Source organism: Ideonella sp. BN130291 (assembly GCF_036231905.1).
Classification (GTDB): domain Bacteria; phylum Pseudomonadota; class Gammaproteobacteria; order Burkholderiales; family Burkholderiaceae_C; genus CAMLIZ01.
Genome location: NZ_JAZARE010000009.1, coordinates 257,841 through 277,505, shown reverse-complemented (window position 1 = coordinate 277,505; position 19,665 = coordinate 257,841). Strand labels below are relative to the sequence as shown.

The window sequence follows — 19,665 nt, the reverse complement described above, 5'->3', positions numbered from 1 at the left end:
TCAGGCGCATTCACTCACCACCGGAGCTGATCCATGACCGCAACCACCAACTCACCGCGCCGCGCCCTCGTCGTCATCGACGTGCAGAACGAGTACTTCGCCGGCGGCGGCCTGCCGATCGAATACCCGCCGGTGGAGCAGACCTTGCCGAAGATCGCCGCCGCAATGGACGCCGCCCGTGCCGCCGGCGTACCGGTGGTGGTGGTGCAGAACACGGCACCCGCCGGCTCCCCACTGTTCGACCGCGGCACACCGGGCTGGCAGCTGCATCCCGAGATCGAACGCAGGGGGCACGACCACTTCATCGACAAGGCCTGGCCCAGCGCCTTCACCGGCACCGACCTCGCCGACTGGATCGCGGAGCACCGCATCGACACACTCACCGTGGCCGGCTACATGACGCACAACTGCAACGCCTCCACCATCCTCGAGGCCACGCATCGCGGCCTGCAGGTCGAGTTCCTGTCGGACGCGAGCGGCGCCCTGCCCTATGCCAACGCGGCGGGCCGCGCCAGCGCCGAGGAGATCCACCGCGTGTTCAGCGTCGTGTTCCACACCCGCTTTGCCGCCGTCGCGACCACCGCGGCCTGGGTCGACGCACTGCAGACCGGCAACCCGCTGCCGCGTGACAACATCGTGGCGTCGAACCGGCGCGCGCTCGGGGCCGCCTAGCAGCCCGCGAGGGCCTGCAGCCGCGCACACCTTGCGGTAACGTGCGCAGCTTTTTGGGAGCCCTCGTCCGATGCATCGCACCCTGGCCCACAAGGCACTCGTGCGCTCGGCAGTGGTGGCGGCATTGATCGCCGCCTTCGCTGCCGCCACCCCCGCCCAGCCGCCGGTCGACACCGGCATTCCCGCCGCCCGCAAGCAGCCCTATCCGGGCGTGATCCAGCTCGAGGTGGACGCCACCGACCTGGACCGCAAGATCTTCCGCGTGCGCCAGACATTGCCGGTGCAGCCCGGCCGCCTGACCCTGCTGTACCCGCGCTGGCTGCCCGGCACCCACGGTCCCTACGGCAATGCGGTGGACCTGGCCGGCCTGCAGCTGCGTGCTGGCAACACGCCGCTGGCCTGGCAGCGCGACCCGGTGGACACCCACGCCTTCCACGTGCAGGTGCCACCGGGCGCAACCACCCTCACCGCCGAGTTCCAGTACCTCTCGCCCACCTCCAAGGACAGCGGCCGGGTGGTGATGACACCGCGCATGCTCAACGTGCAGTGGGACAACGTGCTGCTGTACCCGGCCGGGCACGAGGTGAGCGAGATCACGTTCGCACCCCGGCTCAAGCTGCCGGCCGGCTGGCAGCACGGCACGGCCTTGCGCGGGAAGGCTGGCGGCGATAGGTGGTGGGAGTTCGAGCGCGTGCCGCTGGACACGCTGATCGACTCACCCCTGTTCGCCGGCCGCCACTACCAGCGCGTGGAGCTGGACCCGCCGGGCGCGGCCCGCCCGGTGGTGCTGCACCTGATGGCCGATTCGCCGGAGCAGCTGAAGGCCAGCGACGCGCAGCTGCAGGCGCATCGCCAGCTGGTGGTGCAGGCCGACCGCCTGTTCGGCGCGCGCCACTACCGGCACTACGACTTCCTGCTCGCGCTGAGCGACAGCTTCGGCGGCATCGGCCTGGAACACCATGAGTCGAGCGAAAACGGCGTCAAGCCCGACTACTTCAAGGACTGGGACAAGGCAGCACTCTCACGCGACCTGCTGCCGCACGAATACACCCACTCCTGGGACGGCAAGTTCCGCCGCCCGGCCGACCTGTGGACACCCGACTACAACACCGTGCCCATGCGCAACAGCCTGCTGTGGGTGTACGAAGGGCAGACCCAGTACTGGGGCCGCATGCTGGCTGTGCGCAGCGGCCTGGTGACGCCGGAGCAGGCACGCGACGGCCTGGCCTACGCGGCGGCCTCGGCAGAGCGCCGCAGCGGCCGCGCCTGGCGCAACCTGCAGGACACCACCAGCGAAGCGACCTTCGGCCATGCCAACGGCCACAAGGCCTGGCGTGACTGGCAACGCAGCTTCGACTACTACGACGAATCGGCGCTGATCTGGCTGGACGCCGACACACTGATCCGCGAGAAGACGAACAACCAGCGCTCGCTGGACGACTTCGCGAAGGCCTTCTTCGGCGTCCAGGATGGACGCGTGCAGCCACTCACCTACACCTTCGACGACGTGGTGAACACGCTCAACGGCGTGCTGCCCTACGACTGGGCCCGCTTCCTGCGCGAGCGGCTGGACAACCACGAACGCGCGCCGCTGGACGGCCTGACGCGCAGCGGCTGGAAGCTCACCTTCACCGATAAGGAAAGCGAGAACGCCAAGGCCGACAACGACGACGACAAGGTGAGCGACTTCGTCTACTCGATCGGCCTGCGCATCAGCACCGAGGAAGAGCAGATCAAGGACGTGTTGTGGAACAGCCCCGCGTTCCAGGCCGGCCTGGCGCCCGGTGCCAAGGTGTTGGCCGTGAACGGCGTGGCCTACAAGCCCGAGCGCCTGGCCACGGCGATCACCGCCAATCGCAGCGGCCAGCAGCCGATCGAGCTGCTGGTGCGCGACGGCGAGCACTACCGCAGCGTGAAGATCGACTACCGCGGCGGCCTGCGCTATCCGACGCTGGAGCGCCTTGAAGGCACGCCTGACCGGCTGAGCGCGATCCAGGCACCGAAATAAAGCATCAGAACCCCGGCTGCGCCGGGGTTCTTCGCTTTACATGCGATACAGCTGGTTGTCCTGCCAGCGCACGCGATCGCCGATCTGCAGGCCGTTCAGCTCCTTGAAGTCGTAGGTCGCGGTGCGCCCGTCGTCGAACTGCACTTCGACCCGGTAGACCTCGGTGCCCGAGGTGCGGCGCTTCTCGATCTCGTTGCCGATCACGCCGCCGGCCACCGCACCGCCCACCGTGGCGGCCGTGCGGCCGTCACCCTTGCCGACCTGGGTGCCCAGCGCGCCACCCACCACCGCGCCCAGCACGGCGCCGGCGCCCGAAGCGGTTCCCGGCCGGTCCACCACGTTGATGGCGCGGACCTGGCCGTACTGCGTGCCCTGGTAGGCCGAGGGCGACTGCGTCACCGGTGCCACCGGGCGGGCGCCCGGGTCCTGCGGGCTGGAGCAGCCCACGGTCATGGCAAGCGCGGACGCGGCGGCAACGAGAGTCAGGGTGCGTGTCATGTCATTCACTCCTTTTGTGATGTCAAACGTTCCCGCCGCCTGCCGGACATCGGTGGCAGCGGCTGCTTGATCGTCGGACAGCCGGCATCGCCAGGCTGCCGCTGGAGGCCGCTTTGCCGGGTCGGCGGAGCCCGCAAGCGCCTGTGGGCGCCTTCCTACAGCGGTATGCTGATGTCCATGAGTGCTCCTCCCACCGTGATCAACACCCAGTCGTTCACCGACGCCGATGCCGCGCTGCAGCACGCGACCACCATCTACAACAGCGGCATCGCCCACCTGCGCCAGGCGCTGCATGAGTTCGTCGCCGGTGCCGAGTTCACCCAGCGGGTGCGCGCCTGCTACCCCTTCGTGCGCATCCAGACCCACACCGTGGCGCGGGCCGACTCGCGCCTGAGCTACGGTTTCGTGGCCGGGCCGGGCACCTTCGAGACCACCCTCACCCGGCCCGACCTGTTCAGCAACTACTACCGGGAGCAGCTGCGCCTGCTGCTGCAGAACCACGGCGTGGCGCTGGAGGTGGGGCTGTCCAGCCAGCCGATCCCGGTGCACTTCTCGTTCGCGGAACACGACCACATCGAGGGCTCGCTCACCGCCCAGCGGCGCCAGCTGATGCGCGACCTGTTCGACCTGCCCGACCTGGCCGCGATGGACGACGGCATCGCCAACGGCACCTACGAGCCGGCCTTCGGCGAGCCCTATCCGCTGGCGCTGTTCACCGCGCCGCGGGTGGACTATTCGCTGCACCGGCTGCGCCACTACACCGGCACCGCGCCCGAACACTTCCAGAACTTCGTGCTCTTCACCAACTACCAGTTCTACATCGACGAGTTCGTGCGCCTGGGCCACCAGCTGATGCGTGAGCCCGGCAACCAGGCCGGCCTGCTGGACGACCAGCCGCAGCACACCCACCCCTCGGGCGACGAGGGCTACGTGGCTTTCGTGGAGCCGGGCAACGTGATCACGCGGCGCGCCGGTGCTGCGCCCCAGCCGGAGGACGAATACGGCGCGCCGCCGCCGCGCATGCCGCAGATGCCGGCCTACCACCTGGTGCGCGCCGACGGCAGCGGCATCACCATGGTGAACATTGGCGTGGGGCCGGCCAACGCCAAGACCATCACCGACCATATCGCGGTGCTGCGCCCGCATGCCTGGATCATGCTGGGCCACTGCGCCGGCCTGCGCACCACCCAGCAGCTGGGCGACTACGTGCTGGCCCATGGCTATGTGCGCGAGGACCATGTGCTGGACGAGGAGCTGCCGCTGTGGGTGCCCATCCCGCCGCTGGCCGAGGTGCAGCAGGCGCTGGAGCAGGCGGTGGAGGAGATCACCGAGCTGAAAGGCTTCGAGTTGAAGCGCGTGATGCGCACCGGCACCGTGGCCTCCACCGACAACCGCAACTGGGAGCTGCTGCCCTCGCGCGGCGTGGGCTCCACGCCGGAGCGCCGCTTCAGCCAGAGCCGCGCGATCGCTCTGGACATGGAAAGCGCGACCATCGCCGCCAACGGCTTCCGCTTCCGCGTGCCCTACGGCACCTTGCTGTGCGTGAGCGACAAGCCGTTGCACGGCGAGATCAAGCTGCCCGGCATGGCCAACCAGTTCTACCGCGACCGGGTGGACCAGCACCTGCGCATCGGCATCCGCGCGGTGGACCTGCTGCGCCAGCAGCGTCAGGACCAACTGCACAGCCGCAAGCTGCGCAGCTTTGCCGAGGTGGCGTTCCAGTAAGGCGTGCCGTAGAGCAGGCGGCGTGCCTGGCGGCACCCCTCATCCACAGGGCCGCGTCCCCCCACACCATAGGGACACGCCACCCCATCCTGACTCCTACATTGGGTTGGCGGGCACCGGCCAGGGGTAACGGTGGGTGCTCGTACAACCACCAGGAGCACCTATGAAACAACAAACGCGGCGGGCCTTGGGGCTCGCCTTGGCCCTTGCGGCGGGCCCCCTTTTCGCGAGCGACATCGCACCCTTCCAGACCGTGACCAACACCGACTGGGCACAAGCCGGCGTCGGCGGGCTGCGCGGGGTGGGCGAGGGCAGCATCAGCCTGTCCGGCGTGAGCGGCACCGTCACCCAGGCCTTCCTGTACTGGCACGGCCCCACCAACAGCAGCGATCCCAACGCCAACGCCAACATCAGCTTCAACGGCACAGCGATCACCGGTGCCAACATCGGCTTCTCGCAGGACAACTTCTGGGGCTTCCAGAACAGCCAGGCCTATCGCGCCAACGTGACCAGCCTGATCACCGGCAACGGCAGCTACACGCTGGCCAACATGGTCAAGCCCAATGTGGAGGTCAACGGCGCCTCGCTGGTGGTGTTCTACAACGACGGCAACGCAACCAACAACCACGACGTGGTGGTGTTCAACGGCAACGACGCCAACTGGCCCAACAGCTTCGACGCGGATGGCTGGAACACCACGCTGGCCGGCATCAACTACACCAGCGGCAGTGCGGCGCTGCACATGCACGTGTCCGACGGCCAGAACTTCGGCCCCTCCGATGACGGCAGCCTCAACGTCAATGGCACCGCCATCGCCTCCGGCGGCATCTTCCAGGGGGACTCCACGCCCTTTGGCACCGGCGGGGTCAGCAACGGCAAGCTGTGGGACATCAAGACCTTCGACGTCACCAGCTTCCTCACGCCGGGCATGAACACCCTCAACATCCAGATGAGCCCCGTCAACGATGCGCTGAGCGAAGTGGCGCTGCTGATCGAGCTGCCGGTGGGCGCGGCGCCGCCGGTGCCCGAGCCCGGCACCTACGCACTGATGCTTGCCGGCCTGGCCGGCGTGGGCGCCATGGTGCGCCGCCGCCAGCGCGGCTGAACGGCACACGCCACGGGGCCCTGGCGCCCCCGTCTCCCGGAACACGGGGCCCTGGCGGGCCCCGTGTTGCGTTGTGCCGCGGCTCGCAGTACCCTGCCTCGTACCCATCCACCAGCCGCGAGGCTGCGTTGCGTCGGTCTCGCGAGTCGGCCCTCAAAGCGGCCGAGAGGAGACTGCCATGCCAAGCACAAGCCAAGGTGGCGCCAGCACCGCCACCACTGCCCTGCGGACCCTCGCCCTCGTGGGGCCCGCGGCGGCCGGAAAAACCAGCCTTGCGGAGGCGCTGCTGCTCAAAGCCGGAGTGATCGGCGCCGCCGGCAGCCTAGAGCGGGGCAGCACCGTCAGCGACTTCGACCCCCTTGAACGCCGCATGCAGCACTCGCTGAATGCGGCGTTGATGCATCTGGAGCATGCCGACACCCGCATCCACCTGATCGACACCCCCGGAGCGGCCGATTTCGTGGGCCAGTCGTTGCCCGCGCTGGAGGCGGTGGAAACGGCGGCGGTGGTGATCAACGCGCAGACCGGCATCGAGATGATGGCCACGCGCATGATGGACTGGGCCGCCAGACGCCACCTGTGCCGCATGATCATCGTCAACAAGATCGACGGCCAGGGCGTGAACCTGCAGGCCTTGCTGACCCAGCTGCGCGAGGCCTTCGGCAAGGAGTGCCTGCCGCTGAACCTGCCCGCCGACGGTGGCAACAAGGTGGTGGACTGCTTCTACAACCGCACCGGCTCGGCCGACTTCTCCTCGGTGGAAGACGCGCATCGCGCGCTGGTGGAGCAGGTGGTGGAGGTGGATGCGGCCTTCGTGGACCGCTACTTGAACGATGGCGATGTGGACGCCAGCGAGCTGCATGCGCCGCTGGAGCAGGCGCTGCGCGAAGGCCACCTCATCCCGGTGTGTTTTGTCTCGGCGCGCAACGGCGCCGGCGTGGCCGAGCTGCTGGACGTGATCGTCAAGCTGCTGCCCAACCCGACCGAAGGCAACCCGCCGGAGTTCCTGCGCGGCGAAGGCACCGAGGCGCAGCCGATCAGCGCCACGCCCGACCTCGCGAAGCATGTGCTGGCCCATGTGTTCAAGGTGACGGTGGACCCCTACGTGGGCAAGATGGGCATCTTCCGTGTGCACCAGGGCACCCTCACCAAGGACTCGCAGCTGTACATCGGCGACGGCCGCAAGCCCTTCAAGGTGGGGCACCTGTTCATGATGCAGGGCAAGGACCATGTCGAGGTGCCGCGCGCGCTGCCGGGCGACATCTGCGCGGTGGCCAAAGTCGAGGAGCTGCACTACGACGCGGTGCTGCACGACGCCGCCGAGGACGACCACATCCACCTGAAGCCGCTGGACTTCCCGGTGCCGGTCCACGGCCTGGCGATCGAGCCCAAGCGCCATGGCGACGAGCAGCGCATGTGGGAGATCCTGCAGAAGCTGATCGACGAAGACCCGTGCCTGAAGGTGGAGCACGTGGCCACCACCAACGAGACCATCGTCTACGGCCTGGGCGAGCTGCACTTGCGGGTGCTGCTGGAGCGGCTGCGCGATGTGTACAAGTTCGAGGTGAACACCCGCCCCCCGTCCATCGCCTACCGCGAGACCATCACCGCGCCAGCCGAAGGCCACCACCGCCACAAGAAGCAGACCGGCGGCGCCGGCCAGTTCGGCGAGGTGTACCTGCGGGTGGAGCCGTTGCCCCGTGGCGCGGGCTTCGAGTTCGTGGACCAGGTCAAGGGCGGCACCATCCCCGGGCAGTTCATCCCGGCGGTGGAAAAAGGCGTGCGCGAGGCGATCGCCAGCGGCGTGATCGCGGGCTATCCGCTGGTGGACGTGCGCTGCGTGGTGTTCGACGGCAAGCACCACAGCGTGGACAGCAAGGAAATCGCCTTCGTCACCGCCGGGCGCAAGGCCTTCATCGCGGCGGTGAAGGAAGCGCGGCCCATCGTGCTGGAGCCCATCGTCAACGTGGAGATCACCGCACCCGATGCGGCGATGGGTGACATCACCGGCGACCTGTCGGCCAAGCGCGGCCTGATCAGCGGCACCACCAACGGCGTGGCCGGCTCGATGATCGTGCGCGGGCAGGCACCGTTGTCGGAGCTGAGCGGCTACCAGTCGCGCCTGAACGCGATGACCAGCGGGCAGGGCCGCTACACCATCGAGTTTTCGCACTACGACCCGGTACCGCCCAACACCCAGCAGCAGCTGATGGGGCAGTACAAGGTGAAGGACGAGGAGTGAGCTGAGCGGCGCCCAGCCCGCTTCAGCGATACACCAGCACCGGCAGCGGCGAGTGGCGCAGCACTTCCTGCGTCTGGCTGCGGCCGATCAGCGCCTGCAGGCCGAAGCGCTTGCGCGTGGCCATCACGATCAGGTCGCAGTGCTGCTCCTCGGCCGCCGACACGATGCCTTCCCAGGGGGTGTCGGTTTCCTTTGTGACCACCTCGCAGTCCACGTGAGCGGCTTCGGCCGCTTCACGCAGGTCGTGCAGCGATTGTTCGGCCTTGACCAGCATCTCGCTGTGGTGGCCGTCGTAGTCCTCGTTGCGGTAGCCGGCCATGCCGGCGTAGCGGTAGGGCTGCACCACCGTCACGGCCACCAGCTGGGCGCCGGAGTCCTTGGCCAGGTCGATGGCGGCGTGGATCGCCTTGTTCGACAGCTCGGAACGGTCCGTGGAGACAAGGATGCGTTTGAACATGCGGCCACCTTTTCAGGGCCAGGGTGTGGCCCCTCCAACGGCATATCGGCGGCCAACCGGCGGACTTGAAGCCTATTTCGGGGCGCTGGCCGCTTCGCGCCGCTGCTTCAGTTGCTGCAGCCAGGTGGTCCAGTCCACCGGGCCGGACTCGAAGCGCTTTTGCAGGTTGGCCAGCACATTGCCCCAGGCCCGGTCGAAGTAGGCGTAGGCCTTGTCCCATTCACCGCCATCGCCCCAGCCGGTGTGGTGCAGGCTCACTCTGGTGTGGGTGGCATCCACCGGCTCGAAGCGCACGACCACGAAGGTGCGCTGCTGGCGTGCCTGCGGCAGGCTGGGCGGCGCGTTCCAGTCGAAGGAGAGCATCTTCTTCGGCTGCAAGGCCATGAAGCGCATGTCGTCGGCGCCCTTCATACCGCGCTCGGCACCCGGGTCGATGTGGATGTGGAAGGCGCCGCCCACCCACGGCTCGATCTGCGCATCGGGCGCAAAGAAGCTGGTGATGCCCTCGCGCGTGGTCCAGGCGGCCCAGGCCTCGTCCAGCGTGGCCTTGACTTCGACCTGCTTGTCGATGCTGCGCTCGGCCGCGTGCAAGGGCGCAAACACTGCCGCCAGGGCGACCAGCGCGCCGGCCTGCCAGGCCATCCTGATGGTGTGCCATGCGGCCATGCGTGCCCCTCCAAGGTTGATAGGGCCTTATGGTGGGGGAGGGTTCGGTGGGCTGCAACCCGGGGCAGCCCGGCCCTTTGGCGTGCGTGCGGGCCGCAGGTGTCAGCCCGGCTGCATCGCCATGCCCTGCTCCGTGATGCGCAGCTGCCGGGTGTCCATGCGCAGGAATTCATCCAGCCGCGCCTTGGCGGCCTGGCGCAGCTGGGCGCTGGCGCGTTCGTTTGGTTGCTGGCGCAGCTGGTCGCGCGCCAGGGCCATCTGCATGCCACCGATCACCATCTCCTGGTAGACCTGCTGGCGCTGCTCGGGCGTGCCGCTGACGAGATGCGGGCGCCCGGCCAGCAAGGCGCGCATCTGCGCCACCAGCGCCGTGAAACCCTGGTCGGGGAAGTCCACGTCGCGCAGCGCCATGTAGTTGCCGGCAATGAAGGCCGCCACCGCGCCGGGCACGTCGCCGTGCGGCAGCTCGAAGCGCTGCTCCATCAGCCGGTACTTCGCGAGCAGGTCTTCCATCTCCTGGACCAGCTCGCGCTGCATCTGCGGGGTGGCCTGGGGCGCGAGGCGACGGGCCAAGGCTTGCAGGCTGATGTCGGTGTCGGGAGAAGCGGGCGTGGCGGTGCTTGGCATTGCGGGCCTCCTTCAGCGTCAGTTCTGCAGGTACCAGTCGTCGGCGATCTGGATGGAGTCGCCGTCGAGGAAGAAGAACACACGCCCTCCGGCGCCACCTTGTGGTGAGAGCGTGATCGCATGGCCTTCGATGCTGTAGGTGCCCGCCACGCTGGCGCTGTTGCCGGCACCCGCGAAGACGGTGGCAATGGTGTTGGCGTAGGTGTTGCCGGCGGACGCGGTGAAGGTGCCGTCCGGGCGGAAGGTGAAGGTGGCGCTGGAGCAGGTGGCGAGGAAGCAGGAGGTGGAGCTGTAGCTGCCATTCAGGCGCTGGTCGTGCAAGGCGGGCAGCGGCTTGAAGGGCTGGCCGTCAATGCTCCATCCGGTACTGGTTTGCGCCAGGGCCACCGGCGATTGCCCGTTGATGGAGATCGTGCCGCCTTGCACGGTGTAGGGCACGCACAGCGGGTTGCCCTGCGCATCATGCGTGGCGGTGGTGCATCGGATGTCCTCGATGTCGGCGGTTGGCGGGCCGACGTAGGCAAAGCCGTTGTCGAAGAAGCTGGCATAGGTGTACTGGAACACCGTGATGAGATGGGGGAAACCATCCGCGCCGATGACAGGCGTGAGCTCTTGAGTCCAGCTCCAGTACAGCCCGCTGGGATGGGCACTCTGGCCATTGGGATCGGGCGGCGTGGGGGTGGGAGCGGGTGCAGGGGCGGGGGCCGGCCCAGGTGCCGGAGCAGGCGCGGGCCCAGGCGTTGGGGCCGGGGTCGGCGTGCCCGCCACGGGCGGCGGCGCTGCTGCGGGGCTGTCGTCGCCTCCACCGCCTCCGCAGGCTGCCATCAGCATCAACAAGGACACGGCAGAGCCGCGCCGCAGCGCGGTGTGCACTTCGCTCATCTTCTAACTCCCTGAGAAATCGACCCATTCACTGCCGTGGGCGCCGATGACAGCGGCCCCCGCGGCGCATGCAGGCAAGCTCAGCGGATCACGAGTCCTTGCTCGTTGATCGTCACCCGGCTTGCATCCGTCTTCAAGAACTGTTCGAGGTTGGCGCGCGCGGACTCGCGGAAGTTCTGTGCCACGGTGGCATTCGGTGGCTGTCGCTTCAGGGCTTCACGCGTCACCGCCATGAAGGTGCCGATGATGGCCATCTGCTCGTACACCTCGCGCTTTTCCGCTGCGGACGCGCGTTGGAAAGCCGGGTTGCTGGCCAGCACGTTGCGCATCTGCGCCACCAGGGTGCTGAAGTTGCGGTCTGGAAAATCGACGTCGCGGTAGGCCATGTAGCTGCCCGCGAGAAAGGCCGCCACGGCGCCAGCCACGTCGTTGCTCGGGATGCCGAACTTGGCTTCGATCTGGCGGTAGCTACGCAGCGATTCGCTGAACGCCTGCTCGATCTGCGCCCGCTGCGTGGTGGGGTAGCGCGCGGCCAGCACACGCGGCGTGGTGGTGCTGGCCGAGCCCGGCGCGATGGTGACGCCCTTGGCCGCGGCGGCCGTGGTGGCTTTGCCGCCACCGCGTGCATTCTGTTCGTTGATGAGGCGCAGGTTCTCGCTGGCCAGGTTGCCCATGATCATGGGCGACAGCGTCTGCGGCATCTCCACATAACCCTGAAAGGGCGCGTAGTCCGCCTGTACTGCCGCGCTGCCAGCGAGCAGCGCCATCGCGACGTACAACCCTTTCGATCGCATAAACCACTTCGACATCGAACCCCTCCAATGACAACAGGACGAGGGGAGGACACCCTCCCCTCGTCCTCGACCCGTGAAGAGCAGCGGGTCGTGAGAGATTAGCCCTTGCGAGCCATCTGCGACAAGCCTTCGCCGATGGACTTGATGGCGTTGTTGAAGGCGTTTTGCAACAAGCTGAACATCTGGCTCACGCCTTGCATTTCAGACTGCAGCGCGGACATTTCCTTGGCGGCCTGGGCCTGGGCATCCTTGTCGCCGCCGGCGTTGGCCACTTCGGAGATCTTGTTGCTCAGCTCGACCAGCTTGGCAGCCTTGTCGCCCAGCACTTCACCCATGGCACGGGCGATGGCTTCGAGCCAGCTCTTGCCGCTGGCCTTGCCGGCCGGCTTGCCGCTGGCGGAGGACTCCGACTCGCGGGCGCTTTCCATGTACTTGCGGGTGGCTTCGACCAGCTTGTTGGTCAGGTCGGAGGTGAAGTCCTGGACCTGGTCCTTGAACTGGCCGGCCTTGTCGGCCGCTTCGGCGGACACCGGGGTGTGCGCTTCCTTGATGGCCTTGTCGACCGCTTCGTGCACCAGGTCCGCCAGGAACTTGGGCATGCCGGCTTCCTTGGTCAGCTGCGTGGCGGCGTCCTTGACGGCATCGCCCACGGCCTGCTGCAGCATGTTGCCGATGGCCTGGCCGATCATCGCGCCGATCGGGCCGCCGAACATGCCACCGACGATGCCGCCGATCGCACCCAGCAGGCCACCGCCGCTGCCACCCATCACACTGTTCAGAGCTCCAGACATCTTGTTTCTCCCGTTGTGGTGCCGGTCTTGGCACCAGGTTGCATACACACTGTTCGGAAAGATCGCCGCCTTGCTGTGCTTGCCTTTGTTGGTTCGTGGCTAGCGTTGCTGGTCGACGGAATCAATTAAAGGCGTTGTGGAGGACTTTCGTAAGCTGGGTCGGATACCAGCTAGGAATCGACCCAGGTCCTCCGCGGCCCTTGCGTTCAGGCGCGGCCGAGCGTGACCGACACGTTGGCGCTGATCTGCAGCGAGGCAAAGCTCGAGCTCTGGCCCAGCCAGGGCTCGAAGCCCACGCGCCGGTCATTGCCGTGGCCCACGCCATGGTCGCGCCGGCCGTGGTCGTGGCTGCTCGCCGCCAGGCCTGCGAGGAAGCCGCCGAAGAAGCTGATGCTCACCAGCCCGGTGAGCACGCGGAACGCGTCCTTGAACGCTTCGGCCAGGCGCTGGGCGTCCGGCCCTTGCCCCGCCGGCTCCGCACCACCCTTGAGCAGGTCCGTCTTGTTGATCCAGCTCTGGTCCACTGCATGGATGTTCCCTTCCGCGTCCACGGCCAGGAAGCCCTTGCCGGCGGGGTTCTCGTGCATCACGTTGCCGTCGGACACGGCCCAGTCCAGCGTGCGGCCCCAGCCGGCGGCTTCGTTGATCTTGAGGTCGCCGGTGGTGTTGGTGTCCACGCCGGTGATCTGCACGCCGTAGTCGCCGTTGGTGATGGTGACCTTGGACGACAGCGTGGCGTTGGGGTTGTTGCCCCAGGGCGTGGTCTGGATGGTGACCTTGGTGCCGTCTTCCAGCTTGAAGGTGGTGGTGCCCCAGAAGTCGAAGGCCTGCTGGCCGTCGATCTTCATGTGCGGGTCGCCCCAGGCCTGGTAGGTCTCGCCGGTGTGCTTGTTGGTGATGGTGACGGTGTTGTTGTCACCCGCGGTGATGCGGTAGTTGTCGTTCTCGAACACCGCCTGGCCGCCTTGCATGGAGGTGCTGGCGTGGGTGGGGTTGCTCGCGTCCGTCGTGGGCGGGAAGCAGCCGCCGGCGGCGATGTTGGCTTGGACCGTGCTCATGTGTGTCTCTCCCGTGAAGGCAATCGATGGATCGGCCACCGTGGCCGATGGAAGAGATTGAAAAGCGTTGTGCTGCCAGATGTAAGCTGGGTCGATTCCCAGCTGGTAACCGTACCAGCTGGTAACGCACCCAGGCGAGTGACCACTACTCCATGCGCAGCAGGTGGCCCGCGCGGCCATCGGCTCGCAGGCCCAGCGGCAGCAGCTGGGCCGGGTGCACCACCGCATGGGCCACACCCACACGCTCGAGCAAGGCCGCACCACCGGCGCACTCGCGCACCTGCATGCCGGCCCAGGCCAGCAGCTCCGGCGGCGTGAGCATCAGGGGCTGGCGCAGCAGCACCTCCAGCATCACCTCGCCGGTGGCCGCGGCCGCAGGCGAGGGCTGGCCCAGCCACTGCAGGCGGGCCGCATGCGGCTGCCATTGCGCGCCGAGGTCCTGCGGCAGCAAGGCCTCGCCTACGCTGTCGAGCGGGCGCAGCGCACAGGGCCAGCCGGCGGGCTCGAATGATTCCGGCAACAGCAAGGCGGCACCCGGCTGGCACAGCTGCGCCCACTCCGCCGCCTGCACCCCCTGGCGCGACAGCACCAGGCGCGTGGCCAGGGGTTGCCACTTCAAGGCCTGCAGCTGCTGCGCCAGCGCCGGCTCGCGTGGCGGCAGCGCCTGCAGCCAGGCCCAGGGCAGGTGCACTTGCGCCTGCAGCACCGGGCCACCGCCCGCCGGGCCGAGCGACACATGGGCGGCGGCCGAGGGGCCTGCCGCGCCGGGGCTGCCCGGCTCCAGGTCGATGGGGGCCTGCAGCCAGTCTTCCAGCAGCTGCACCAGGGCTTCCGCCTGGGCCAGCAACAACGCCGCACGCAGCACCTCGTGCGACGGCAGCTCCACGCCGGGCGCCGGCTGCAGGCTCAGCACCAGCGGCCCGAAGGGGGTGGGCGCACGGTAGACCGAGGGCTCCCAGCTCTGCGGCTGCTGCACGCGCCGTGCAGCGCCATGCACGGCGCCCGAGGTGGCGGTCGGGGTCATGCGCCGCGCCTCCACATCACTGCACGCACCCGGTGCTGACCATGCGCACCAGGTCCACCACCGAGCGCGCCTGCATCTTGGTCATGAGGTTGGCCCGGTGCAGGTCCACCGTCTTCACGCTCACACCAAGTTCGCGCGCGATGCTCTTGTTGATCTTGCCTTGCATCACGCCCTGCAGCACCTCACGTTCGCGCTGCGACAGCGAGCCGAAGCGGCGTCGGTAAGCCTGCTCGCCCACCTCCGCCTGCGCCTGCGCCTTGGCCCGCACCATCAGCTCGCGTGCGCGCTCGAAGGCTTGCGACAAGGCGAGCTCCAGCGCGGCATCCTCGAACGGCTTTTCCAGGAAGGTGACGGCGCCGCGCTGCATCGCTTGCACCGCGAGCGGCACGTCGCCATGGCCGGTCATGTAGATCACCGGCATCACGATCCCTTCGGCGCGCAGCATGTCGTGCAGGTCCAGCCCCGACATCTGCGGCATGCGCACGTCCAGCAGCAGGCAGGCGAGCTCCGGCTCGGCCTGGTCCGCGCCCTTGGCCAGGGTGTCGATCTGCCACTGTCGCAAGCCCTTGAGGGCGACCGCCGGTCCGTCGAAGGCCTGCACGCGATAACCCGCACCGCTGAGCCACCAGCCGGCGGACTCGCGGAACTCGGCGTTGTCGTCAACGATGAACAGCGTCTGTTGCGTCATGGTGTGTTGTCTCCTTCAGCGGCAGGGCCACGTTGAAACTGCAGCCGGTGGGCGAGCGCCGCTCGAACCACAGGCGCCCCTGGTGCAGCTCCACGAAGCTGCGGCAGATGTTCAGCCCGATGCCCATGCCGGTGGGCTTGGTGGACACGAAGGGCACGAAGAGCTGGGCGGCGGCATCGTCGGTGAGGCCGCAGCCGGTGTCGGCGATCGCCACCTCGGCCTGCGTGCCCTGCGCGCGGGCCTGCACGCTGAGCGTGCGGGGCTGCCCGGGCGGCACACCACGCATCGCGTCCAGGGCATTGCGCACCAGGTTCACGAACACCTGCTGCAGCATCACTTCATCGCCTTCCACCATGAGCGGCTCGGCCTCGGGGAGCTGCAGCACGCACTGCACGCCGTCGCGTTGCAGCTCCCAGTCCAGCAGCTGCACGCTGGCACGCACTGTCGCGCCCAGGTCGAAGGCTTCGCGGCGCGGCTGGCGCGACTGGGTGTATTCGCGGATGCGGGCGATGATGCGGCCGGCAAAGAGGGCCTGCTCGGTGGCGCGCTCCACCGCGCGCTGCAGCTCCGTGCCGGTGTTGTCGGCAGCGGCTTCGCGTGCCATGCGCATGCGCACCCCGCGCAGCAGGTTGGCGATGGCGCCGATCGGCTGGTTGAGCTCGTGTGCCAGGGTGGAGGCCATCTCGCCCACCGACACCGCGCGCGACGTGAAGAGCAGGCGCTCGCGGTCTTCCAGGTGGCGCTGCATGGCACGCTCGCGCTCGCCGGCGTCGCACAGGCGCACGGCCACCCGCTGGTCACCGGCCGATGCGAGGGTGGCGTCGAAGTGGCGGCCGTCCACCTGCAGCGCGGCGATCGCGCAGCCGCCGGCGGGTGGCGCATCGAGCAAGGCGCGCAAGCCGATCACACGCTGGCACACCTGGGCCAGCGGCGCGCCCACCCGCAGCGGCGACAGCAGCTCCTGCGCCGGCCCGGAGCACCAGGGCAGCCATTCCTCGCCCAGGTCGATCAGCAGCACCAGCTCGCCCAGCGCCTGCAGGGCTTCGGCGGCCGCGGACTGGCGCGCGATCATGCAGCCGCCTCCACAACGGCCCGCTCCGGCTGCGGCATGCGCACCTGGTGCAGTGCACGGCGCACACGGTCGCGGCGCGGCAGGGCCATGTGGCGGCGCCACGCATCGGCCGCGACGAGGTAGTGGCGCGCCGGCACCTCGCCATAGGCCATGACGCCCTGGTCCTCGAAGCCCAGGCTCAGCACGCAGTAGCGGACCGACGCATGCTGCGGATGGCACACCGCCCACACCCGCGCCGCACCCAGCTGCTCGAAGGCATGGTGCAGCAGCTGTTCGCCACCTTCCAGCGCCAGGCCGGTGCCCCAGGCGTCGGGCAGCAGGCGCGCGCCCAGCTCGAGTTCGTCGGGCGCATGCGGCATGGGCATCAGGTTGAACCAGCCGGCAAAGCGTGGCCGGGGCTCGGACCACTGCGCCAGCGCCTCGGCACTCAGCAGGTCACGCACCATCGGATCGCACAACTCGCTGTCGCCCAGCAGGCGCACCAGGCGCTCGGCGCACCAGATGCCCAGGCCTTCATGGCGCCGGTAGAAGGCCTGCAGGCGCTGCAGGAACACATCGGCCACCTCGTGGCGATGCAGCGGCTCGTCGTCGATGAGCAGGCGGCGCAGGCGCGATTCCTGGTGCATGCGCACCAGCAGCTGCCGGTCGGCCCAGCTGGCGCTGAACTCGCGCAGGCGCAGCGTGGGGGTCACCAGCCAGGGCGGCGGCGCCACGGCCTCTTGCGGGGCATCGGCCAGCGCGTTCATCGCTGGGGCTCCTCGTCCTCGATGGTGAGGTCGTGCACCCGCTGGCCACGTGCCTGCAGCCGGGCACGCAGGCGCTCGCCGCGCTCGGCCAGCGCCTGCGCCGAGGTGCCACGCGCCGGCGTGAGCTGCAGGTTCCAGCCCGCGGCCGCATCGCCACTGACGCGCAGCGACGCCAACGGTGTCATCGCGTCGCCGAGCGTGAAGGTCCAGTGCGCCGGCTCCAGCGCCGCAAACGCCGAACGAGGTGGCTCCTGCAACCAGGCACCGGTAACGGTGGCGGCCACATCGTGGGGCGTGATGGCGCTCTGCGGCGCCGGTGCGGCGGCCGGTGTGCCCCAGCAGCCATCGAGTGGCAGCGGCTGCAGGCGCGAGGCGGCCATCTGCGCCTGCCATCCGGCGAGCTCGCCTGCATCGGCGGCCTCCTCGTCCCCGGTGAAGGCGTCCGACCGGCGGGCGTCGCGGCCGGCGGGCGCTTTCACCGTGCGCGGCGTGGCAGGCACTTCGCGGTCCACTGCAGCGTCCTGTGGTGCGTCCTCCAGTGACAAGGGCAGAGCGGCGCCGGGGCGCTCCTGCGCCCGGCCTTCGACGCGCTGCTGCGCCTGGCGCAGGCCCTGCTCGAAACGTTGTTGCAGCGGTGCGCGATCGGCGTCCTGCGCGGCAGTGCGCGGCACCGGCGCTTCTTCGCGCGGCGGCAGCGCGCCGGGCAGGGTGGGGGTGGGTGTCATGGCCGGGCCTCCAGCGCCAGGCGCGCCAGCAAGGGGGCGGGCGCGCGCTCCTCGGCTTCCGCGTCGGTGCGCAATTCGATCTGCTGGTGTTGTTCGGTGCGGGCCTGCTGCAACAGGTCGCGCACACCGTCCTCGCGGGCACGTTCGCGCCGCCATTGCGCCATCGCATCGTCCAGCCGCTGTTGCGCCTGGTCGAGCTCGTTCTCGTCGTCGATCAGGCCGTACTCGTCGCGCTCCAGCTCGGTGTCCAGGTGCTCGCGCAACGCGGCCGCGGATGCAGCGAAGCGGCCGATCGCGGGCGCGGCCGGGCCCACCACCTGCTGCGCCAGGTCGTCGCGCCGGCGCTTCCATGCGTCGATGCGGCGCTGGCGCCGCTCCACCGCGGCCTGTGCATCCTCCACCGCATGGCGGCACAGCATGCAGTGGCGCGCGGCCGTACGCACGCGCAGCTCGCGCAGGCGCAGCAGCAGCGCCAGTTCGTCCGGGTCGCCCACCTGCTTCACGCCGTCACCTCGCGCAGCTGCTGCAGCGTGGCGTCCAGCGCCGTGGCTTCGTCCGGGCGCTGGCGCAGCAGCGCCAGGATGGCCGGCTGGCGCGCGATCGCTTCATCGGCCAGCGGGTCGCTGCCGGACTTGTATTCGCCCACCCGCAGCAGGAACTCGATCTCCGCATGGCGGGCCATCAGCGCCCGCAGATGGGCGGCGGCCTGCTGGTGCTCGGGCGTGGCCACCCGCGGGAACACGCGGCTGGCGCTGGCCAGCACGTCGATCGCCGGGTAGTGGTGGGCCTGCGCCAGCTTGCGCGACAGCACGAAGTGGCCGTCGAGGATGGAGCGCACTTCCTCGCCCACCGGATCACCGCCCTCCTCGTCTTCCACCAGCACGGTGTAGAAGCCGGTGATGGAGCCGCGGCTGTCGTTGCCGGCGCGTTCGAACAGGCGCGGCAGCTCGGCAAACACCGAAGGCGGGAACCCGCGCCGCACCGCCGGCTCGCCGATGGCCAGGCCGATCTCGCGCAGCGCCCGCGCAAAGCGCGTCACCGAGTCCATCATCAGCAGCACGTTGCGGCCCTGCGCGCGGAAGGCTTCGGCGATGGCGGTGGCGGCATAGGCCGCCCGCACCCGCTCCATCGCCGGGCGGTCGGAGGTGGACACCACCACCACCGAGCGCTGCAGGCCGTCGGCGCCCAGGCTGTCCTCGATGAATTCACGCACCTCGCGGCCCCGTTCGCCGATCAGCGCGATCACGTTGACGTCGCCGCGCGCCTGCCGCGCCAGCATGCCGAGCAAGGTGGACTTGCCACCGCCGGCCATGGCGAAGACACCCACGCGCTGGCCCCGGCCCACCGTGAGCAGGCTGTCGATGGCGCGCACGCCGGTGGGCAGCGGCTCGTCGATCGGGCGGCGCACCAGCGGGTTGGGCGCTTCCGCATGCAGGGCGCAGCGGCCGGTCAGCGGCGGCAGCAGGCGGCCGTCCAGCGGCTGCCCAAAACAGTCGATCACGCGGCCCAGCAGGCCCTCGCCGAAAGGCAGCTCGGACGAGGCCTCCAGCACCTCCACCTCGGCATCGATCGCCATGCCTTGCAGCGGCGACAGCGGCACCAGCAGCGCATGGCCTTCGCTGAAGCCCACCACCTCGGCGGCAATGGGTGCAGCTTCACCATGCCGGTCCAGCACGCGGCACTGCTGGCCGATGCGCGCATGCAGGCCGCTCACCCGCAGCAGGGTGCCGAAGGCCTGCACCACACGGCCGCGCTGGGCGAGCGTGCGGGTGCGCCGCAGCGCATCGACCAGCCGGGTGTCCAGCGGTGCGACAGTGGTCATTTGGGCACCCTTCGCGCTGCGCGCGTTCCCGCCAAGCGGGAATTCGCCTCTTCGGGCTGTTGG

At 69.1% G+C, this 19,665-nt stretch carries 20 protein-coding genes; 5 read left to right on the top strand and 15 right to left on the bottom strand.

What is annotated here, in order from left to right:
* The first annotated feature begins 33 nt into the window (after positions 1 to 33).
* Both VPH43_RS20280 and VPH43_RS20275 read left to right on the top strand, forming a co-directional pair.
* A complete protein-coding gene (locus tag VPH43_RS20280; protein ID WP_328579563.1) occupies positions 34 to 672 on the top strand; it encodes a cysteine hydrolase family protein in 639 nt (212 codons plus the stop codon).
* 70 nt (positions 673 to 742) lie between these two features.
* On the top strand, positions 743 to 2,680 hold the full coding sequence (locus VPH43_RS20275) for a M61 family metallopeptidase (RefSeq protein WP_328579562.1): 1,938 nt from the start codon (positions 743 to 745) through the stop codon (positions 2,678 to 2,680).
* 36 nt (positions 2,681 to 2,716) lie between these two features.
* Here VPH43_RS20275 and VPH43_RS20270 read toward each other — a convergent pair whose 3' ends face one another.
* A complete protein-coding gene (locus VPH43_RS20270) occupies positions 2,717 to 3,178 on the bottom strand; it encodes a glycine zipper 2TM domain-containing protein (RefSeq protein ID WP_328579561.1) in 462 nt (153 codons plus the stop codon).
* 177 nt (positions 3,179 to 3,355) lie between these two features.
* Here VPH43_RS20270 and VPH43_RS20265 point away from each other — a divergent pair, with 177 nt between their 5' ends.
* The 3 genes from VPH43_RS20265 (at position 3,356) to fusA (ending at position 8,250) form a co-directional block, all read left to right on the top strand.
* Positions 3,356 to 4,903: an AMP nucleosidase gene (locus tag VPH43_RS20265; protein ID WP_328579560.1), complete on the top strand. Its 1,548-nt coding sequence runs from the start codon at positions 3,356 to 3,358 to the stop codon at positions 4,901 to 4,903.
* Positions 4,904 to 5,066: 163 nt separating this feature from the next.
* Entirely contained in the window at positions 5,067 to 6,008 is a 942-nt protein-coding gene (locus VPH43_RS20260) for a DUF3344 domain-containing protein (protein WP_328579559.1), read from the top strand.
* 178 nt (positions 6,009 to 6,186) lie between these two features.
* Positions 6,187 to 8,250, top strand: a complete 2,064-nt coding sequence (gene fusA, locus VPH43_RS20255; RefSeq protein ID WP_328579558.1) for an elongation factor G — start codon at positions 6,187 to 6,189, stop codon at positions 8,248 to 8,250.
* A 22-nt stretch (positions 8,251 to 8,272) separates the two neighbouring features.
* Here the strand turns inward: fusA and VPH43_RS20250 are convergent, their stop codons facing one another.
* The 14 genes from VPH43_RS20250 to VPH43_RS20185 all read right to left on the bottom strand — a co-directional run bounded on the left by VPH43_RS20250 (position 8,273) and on the right by VPH43_RS20185 (position 19,602).
* Positions 8,273 to 8,707 (bottom strand): universal stress protein, encoded by a 435-nt coding sequence (locus VPH43_RS20250; protein WP_328579557.1) that lies wholly within the window; start codon positions 8,705 to 8,707, stop codon positions 8,273 to 8,275.
* Positions 8,708 to 8,779: 72 nt separating this feature from the next.
* Positions 8,780 to 9,373 carry an SRPBCC family protein gene (locus VPH43_RS20245; RefSeq protein ID WP_328579556.1) on the bottom strand — a complete coding sequence of 198 codons (594 nt, stop codon included), beginning with the start codon at positions 9,371 to 9,373 and terminating at the stop codon, positions 8,780 to 8,782.
* A 102-nt stretch (positions 9,374 to 9,475) separates the two neighbouring features.
* Entirely contained in the window at positions 9,476 to 10,000 is a 525-nt protein-coding gene (locus VPH43_RS20240; protein ID WP_328579555.1) for a DUF6683 family protein, read from the bottom strand.
* An 18-nt stretch (positions 10,001 to 10,018) separates the two neighbouring features.
* Complete coding sequence (locus VPH43_RS20235; RefSeq protein ID WP_328579554.1) at positions 10,019 to 10,882, bottom strand: hypothetical protein; 864 nt, start codon at positions 10,880 to 10,882, stop codon at positions 10,019 to 10,021.
* An 80-nt stretch (positions 10,883 to 10,962) separates the two neighbouring features.
* The gene (locus tag VPH43_RS20230; protein WP_328579553.1) at positions 10,963 to 11,691 is read right to left on the bottom strand and encodes a DUF6683 family protein; all 729 of its coding nucleotides are present in this window, start codon (positions 11,689 to 11,691) and stop codon (positions 10,963 to 10,965) included.
* 83 nt (positions 11,692 to 11,774) lie between these two features.
* On the bottom strand, positions 11,775 to 12,467 hold the full coding sequence (locus tag VPH43_RS20225; RefSeq protein ID WP_328579552.1) for a hypothetical protein: 693 nt from the start codon (positions 12,465 to 12,467) through the stop codon (positions 11,775 to 11,777).
* 206 nt (positions 12,468 to 12,673) lie between these two features.
* Entirely contained in the window at positions 12,674 to 13,525 is an 852-nt protein-coding gene (locus VPH43_RS20220) for a DUF1521 domain-containing protein (protein WP_328579551.1), read from the bottom strand.
* A gap of 145 nt (positions 13,526 to 13,670) precedes the next feature.
* Positions 13,671 to 14,549, bottom strand: coding sequence for a hypothetical protein (locus VPH43_RS20215; RefSeq protein ID WP_328579550.1), 879 nt, complete (start codon positions 14,547 to 14,549; stop codon positions 13,671 to 13,673).
* A gap of 16 nt (positions 14,550 to 14,565) precedes the next feature.
* On the bottom strand, positions 14,566 to 15,237 hold the full coding sequence (locus tag VPH43_RS20210) for a response regulator transcription factor (RefSeq protein ID WP_328579549.1): 672 nt from the start codon (positions 15,235 to 15,237) through the stop codon (positions 14,566 to 14,568).
* Positions 15,209 to 16,309: a sensor histidine kinase gene (locus VPH43_RS20205; RefSeq protein WP_328579548.1), complete on the bottom strand. Its 1,101-nt coding sequence runs from the start codon at positions 16,307 to 16,309 to the stop codon at positions 15,209 to 15,211. Before VPH43_RS20205 ends, VPH43_RS20210 begins: the two co-directional genes overlap by 29 nt.
* Entirely contained in the window at positions 16,306 to 17,055 is a 750-nt protein-coding gene (locus VPH43_RS20200) for a GNAT family N-acetyltransferase (RefSeq protein ID WP_328579547.1), read from the bottom strand. The genes VPH43_RS20205 and VPH43_RS20200 overlap by 4 nt, the downstream gene beginning before the upstream one ends.
* Positions 17,052 to 17,780, bottom strand: coding sequence for a hypothetical protein (locus VPH43_RS20195; RefSeq protein ID WP_328579546.1), 729 nt, complete (start codon positions 17,778 to 17,780; stop codon positions 17,052 to 17,054). The genes VPH43_RS20200 and VPH43_RS20195 overlap by 4 nt, the downstream gene beginning before the upstream one ends.
* Positions 17,777 to 18,283, bottom strand: coding sequence for a hypothetical protein (locus VPH43_RS20190; protein WP_328579545.1), 507 nt, complete (start codon positions 18,281 to 18,283; stop codon positions 17,777 to 17,779). The genes VPH43_RS20195 and VPH43_RS20190 overlap by 4 nt, the downstream gene beginning before the upstream one ends.
* On the bottom strand, positions 18,280 to 19,602 hold the full coding sequence (locus VPH43_RS20185; protein WP_328579544.1) for a FliI/YscN family ATPase: 1,323 nt from the start codon (positions 19,600 to 19,602) through the stop codon (positions 18,280 to 18,282). Before VPH43_RS20185 ends, VPH43_RS20190 begins: the two co-directional genes overlap by 4 nt.
* Between the last annotated feature and the right edge of the window lie 63 nt (positions 19,603 to 19,665).

Excerpts from the sequence above, each read along its gene's own strand:
- VPH43_RS20280 (WP_328579563.1), top strand. The coding sequence starts at position 34 with ATGACCGCAACCACCAACTCACCGCGCCGCGCCCTCGTCGTCATCGAC.
- VPH43_RS20275 (WP_328579562.1), top strand. The coding sequence starts at position 743 with ATGCATCGCACCCTGGCCCACAAGGCACTCGTGCGCTCGGCAGTGGTG.
- VPH43_RS20270 (WP_328579561.1), bottom strand. The coding sequence starts at position 3,178 with ATGACACGCACCCTGACTCTCGTTGCCGCCGCGTCCGCGCTTGCCATG.
- VPH43_RS20265 (WP_328579560.1), top strand. The coding sequence starts at position 3,356 with ATGAGTGCTCCTCCCACCGTGATCAACACCCAGTCGTTCACCGACGCC.
- VPH43_RS20260 (WP_328579559.1), top strand. The coding sequence starts at position 5,067 with ATGAAACAACAAACGCGGCGGGCCTTGGGGCTCGCCTTGGCCCTTGCG.
- fusA (WP_328579558.1), top strand. The coding sequence starts at position 6,187 with ATGCCAAGCACAAGCCAAGGTGGCGCCAGCACCGCCACCACTGCCCTG.
- VPH43_RS20250 (WP_328579557.1), bottom strand. The coding sequence starts at position 8,707 with ATGTTCAAACGCATCCTTGTCTCCACGGACCGTTCCGAGCTGTCGAAC.
- VPH43_RS20245 (WP_328579556.1), bottom strand. The coding sequence starts at position 9,373 with ATGGCCGCATGGCACACCATCAGGATGGCCTGGCAGGCCGGCGCGCTG.
- VPH43_RS20240 (WP_328579555.1), bottom strand. The coding sequence starts at position 10,000 with ATGCCAAGCACCGCCACGCCCGCTTCTCCCGACACCGACATCAGCCTG.
- VPH43_RS20235 (WP_328579554.1), bottom strand. The coding sequence starts at position 10,882 with ATGAGCGAAGTGCACACCGCGCTGCGGCGCGGCTCTGCCGTGTCCTTG.
- VPH43_RS20230 (WP_328579553.1), bottom strand. The coding sequence starts at position 11,691 with ATGTCGAAGTGGTTTATGCGATCGAAAGGGTTGTACGTCGCGATGGCG.
- VPH43_RS20225 (WP_328579552.1), bottom strand. The coding sequence starts at position 12,467 with ATGTCTGGAGCTCTGAACAGTGTGATGGGTGGCAGCGGCGGTGGCCTG.
- VPH43_RS20220 (WP_328579551.1), bottom strand. The coding sequence starts at position 13,525 with ATGAGCACGGTCCAAGCCAACATCGCCGCCGGCGGCTGCTTCCCGCCC.
- VPH43_RS20215 (WP_328579550.1), bottom strand. The coding sequence starts at position 14,549 with ATGACCCCGACCGCCACCTCGGGCGCCGTGCATGGCGCTGCACGGCGC.
- VPH43_RS20210 (WP_328579549.1), bottom strand. The coding sequence starts at position 15,237 with ATGACGCAACAGACGCTGTTCATCGTTGACGACAACGCCGAGTTCCGC.
- VPH43_RS20205 (WP_328579548.1), bottom strand. The coding sequence starts at position 16,309 with ATGATCGCGCGCCAGTCCGCGGCCGCCGAAGCCCTGCAGGCGCTGGGC.
- VPH43_RS20200 (WP_328579547.1), bottom strand. The coding sequence starts at position 17,055 with ATGAACGCGCTGGCCGATGCCCCGCAAGAGGCCGTGGCGCCGCCGCCC.
- VPH43_RS20195 (WP_328579546.1), bottom strand. The coding sequence starts at position 17,780 with ATGACACCCACCCCCACCCTGCCCGGCGCGCTGCCGCCGCGCGAAGAA.
- VPH43_RS20185 (WP_328579544.1), bottom strand. The coding sequence starts at position 19,602 with ATGACCACTGTCGCACCGCTGGACACCCGGCTGGTCGATGCGCTGCGG.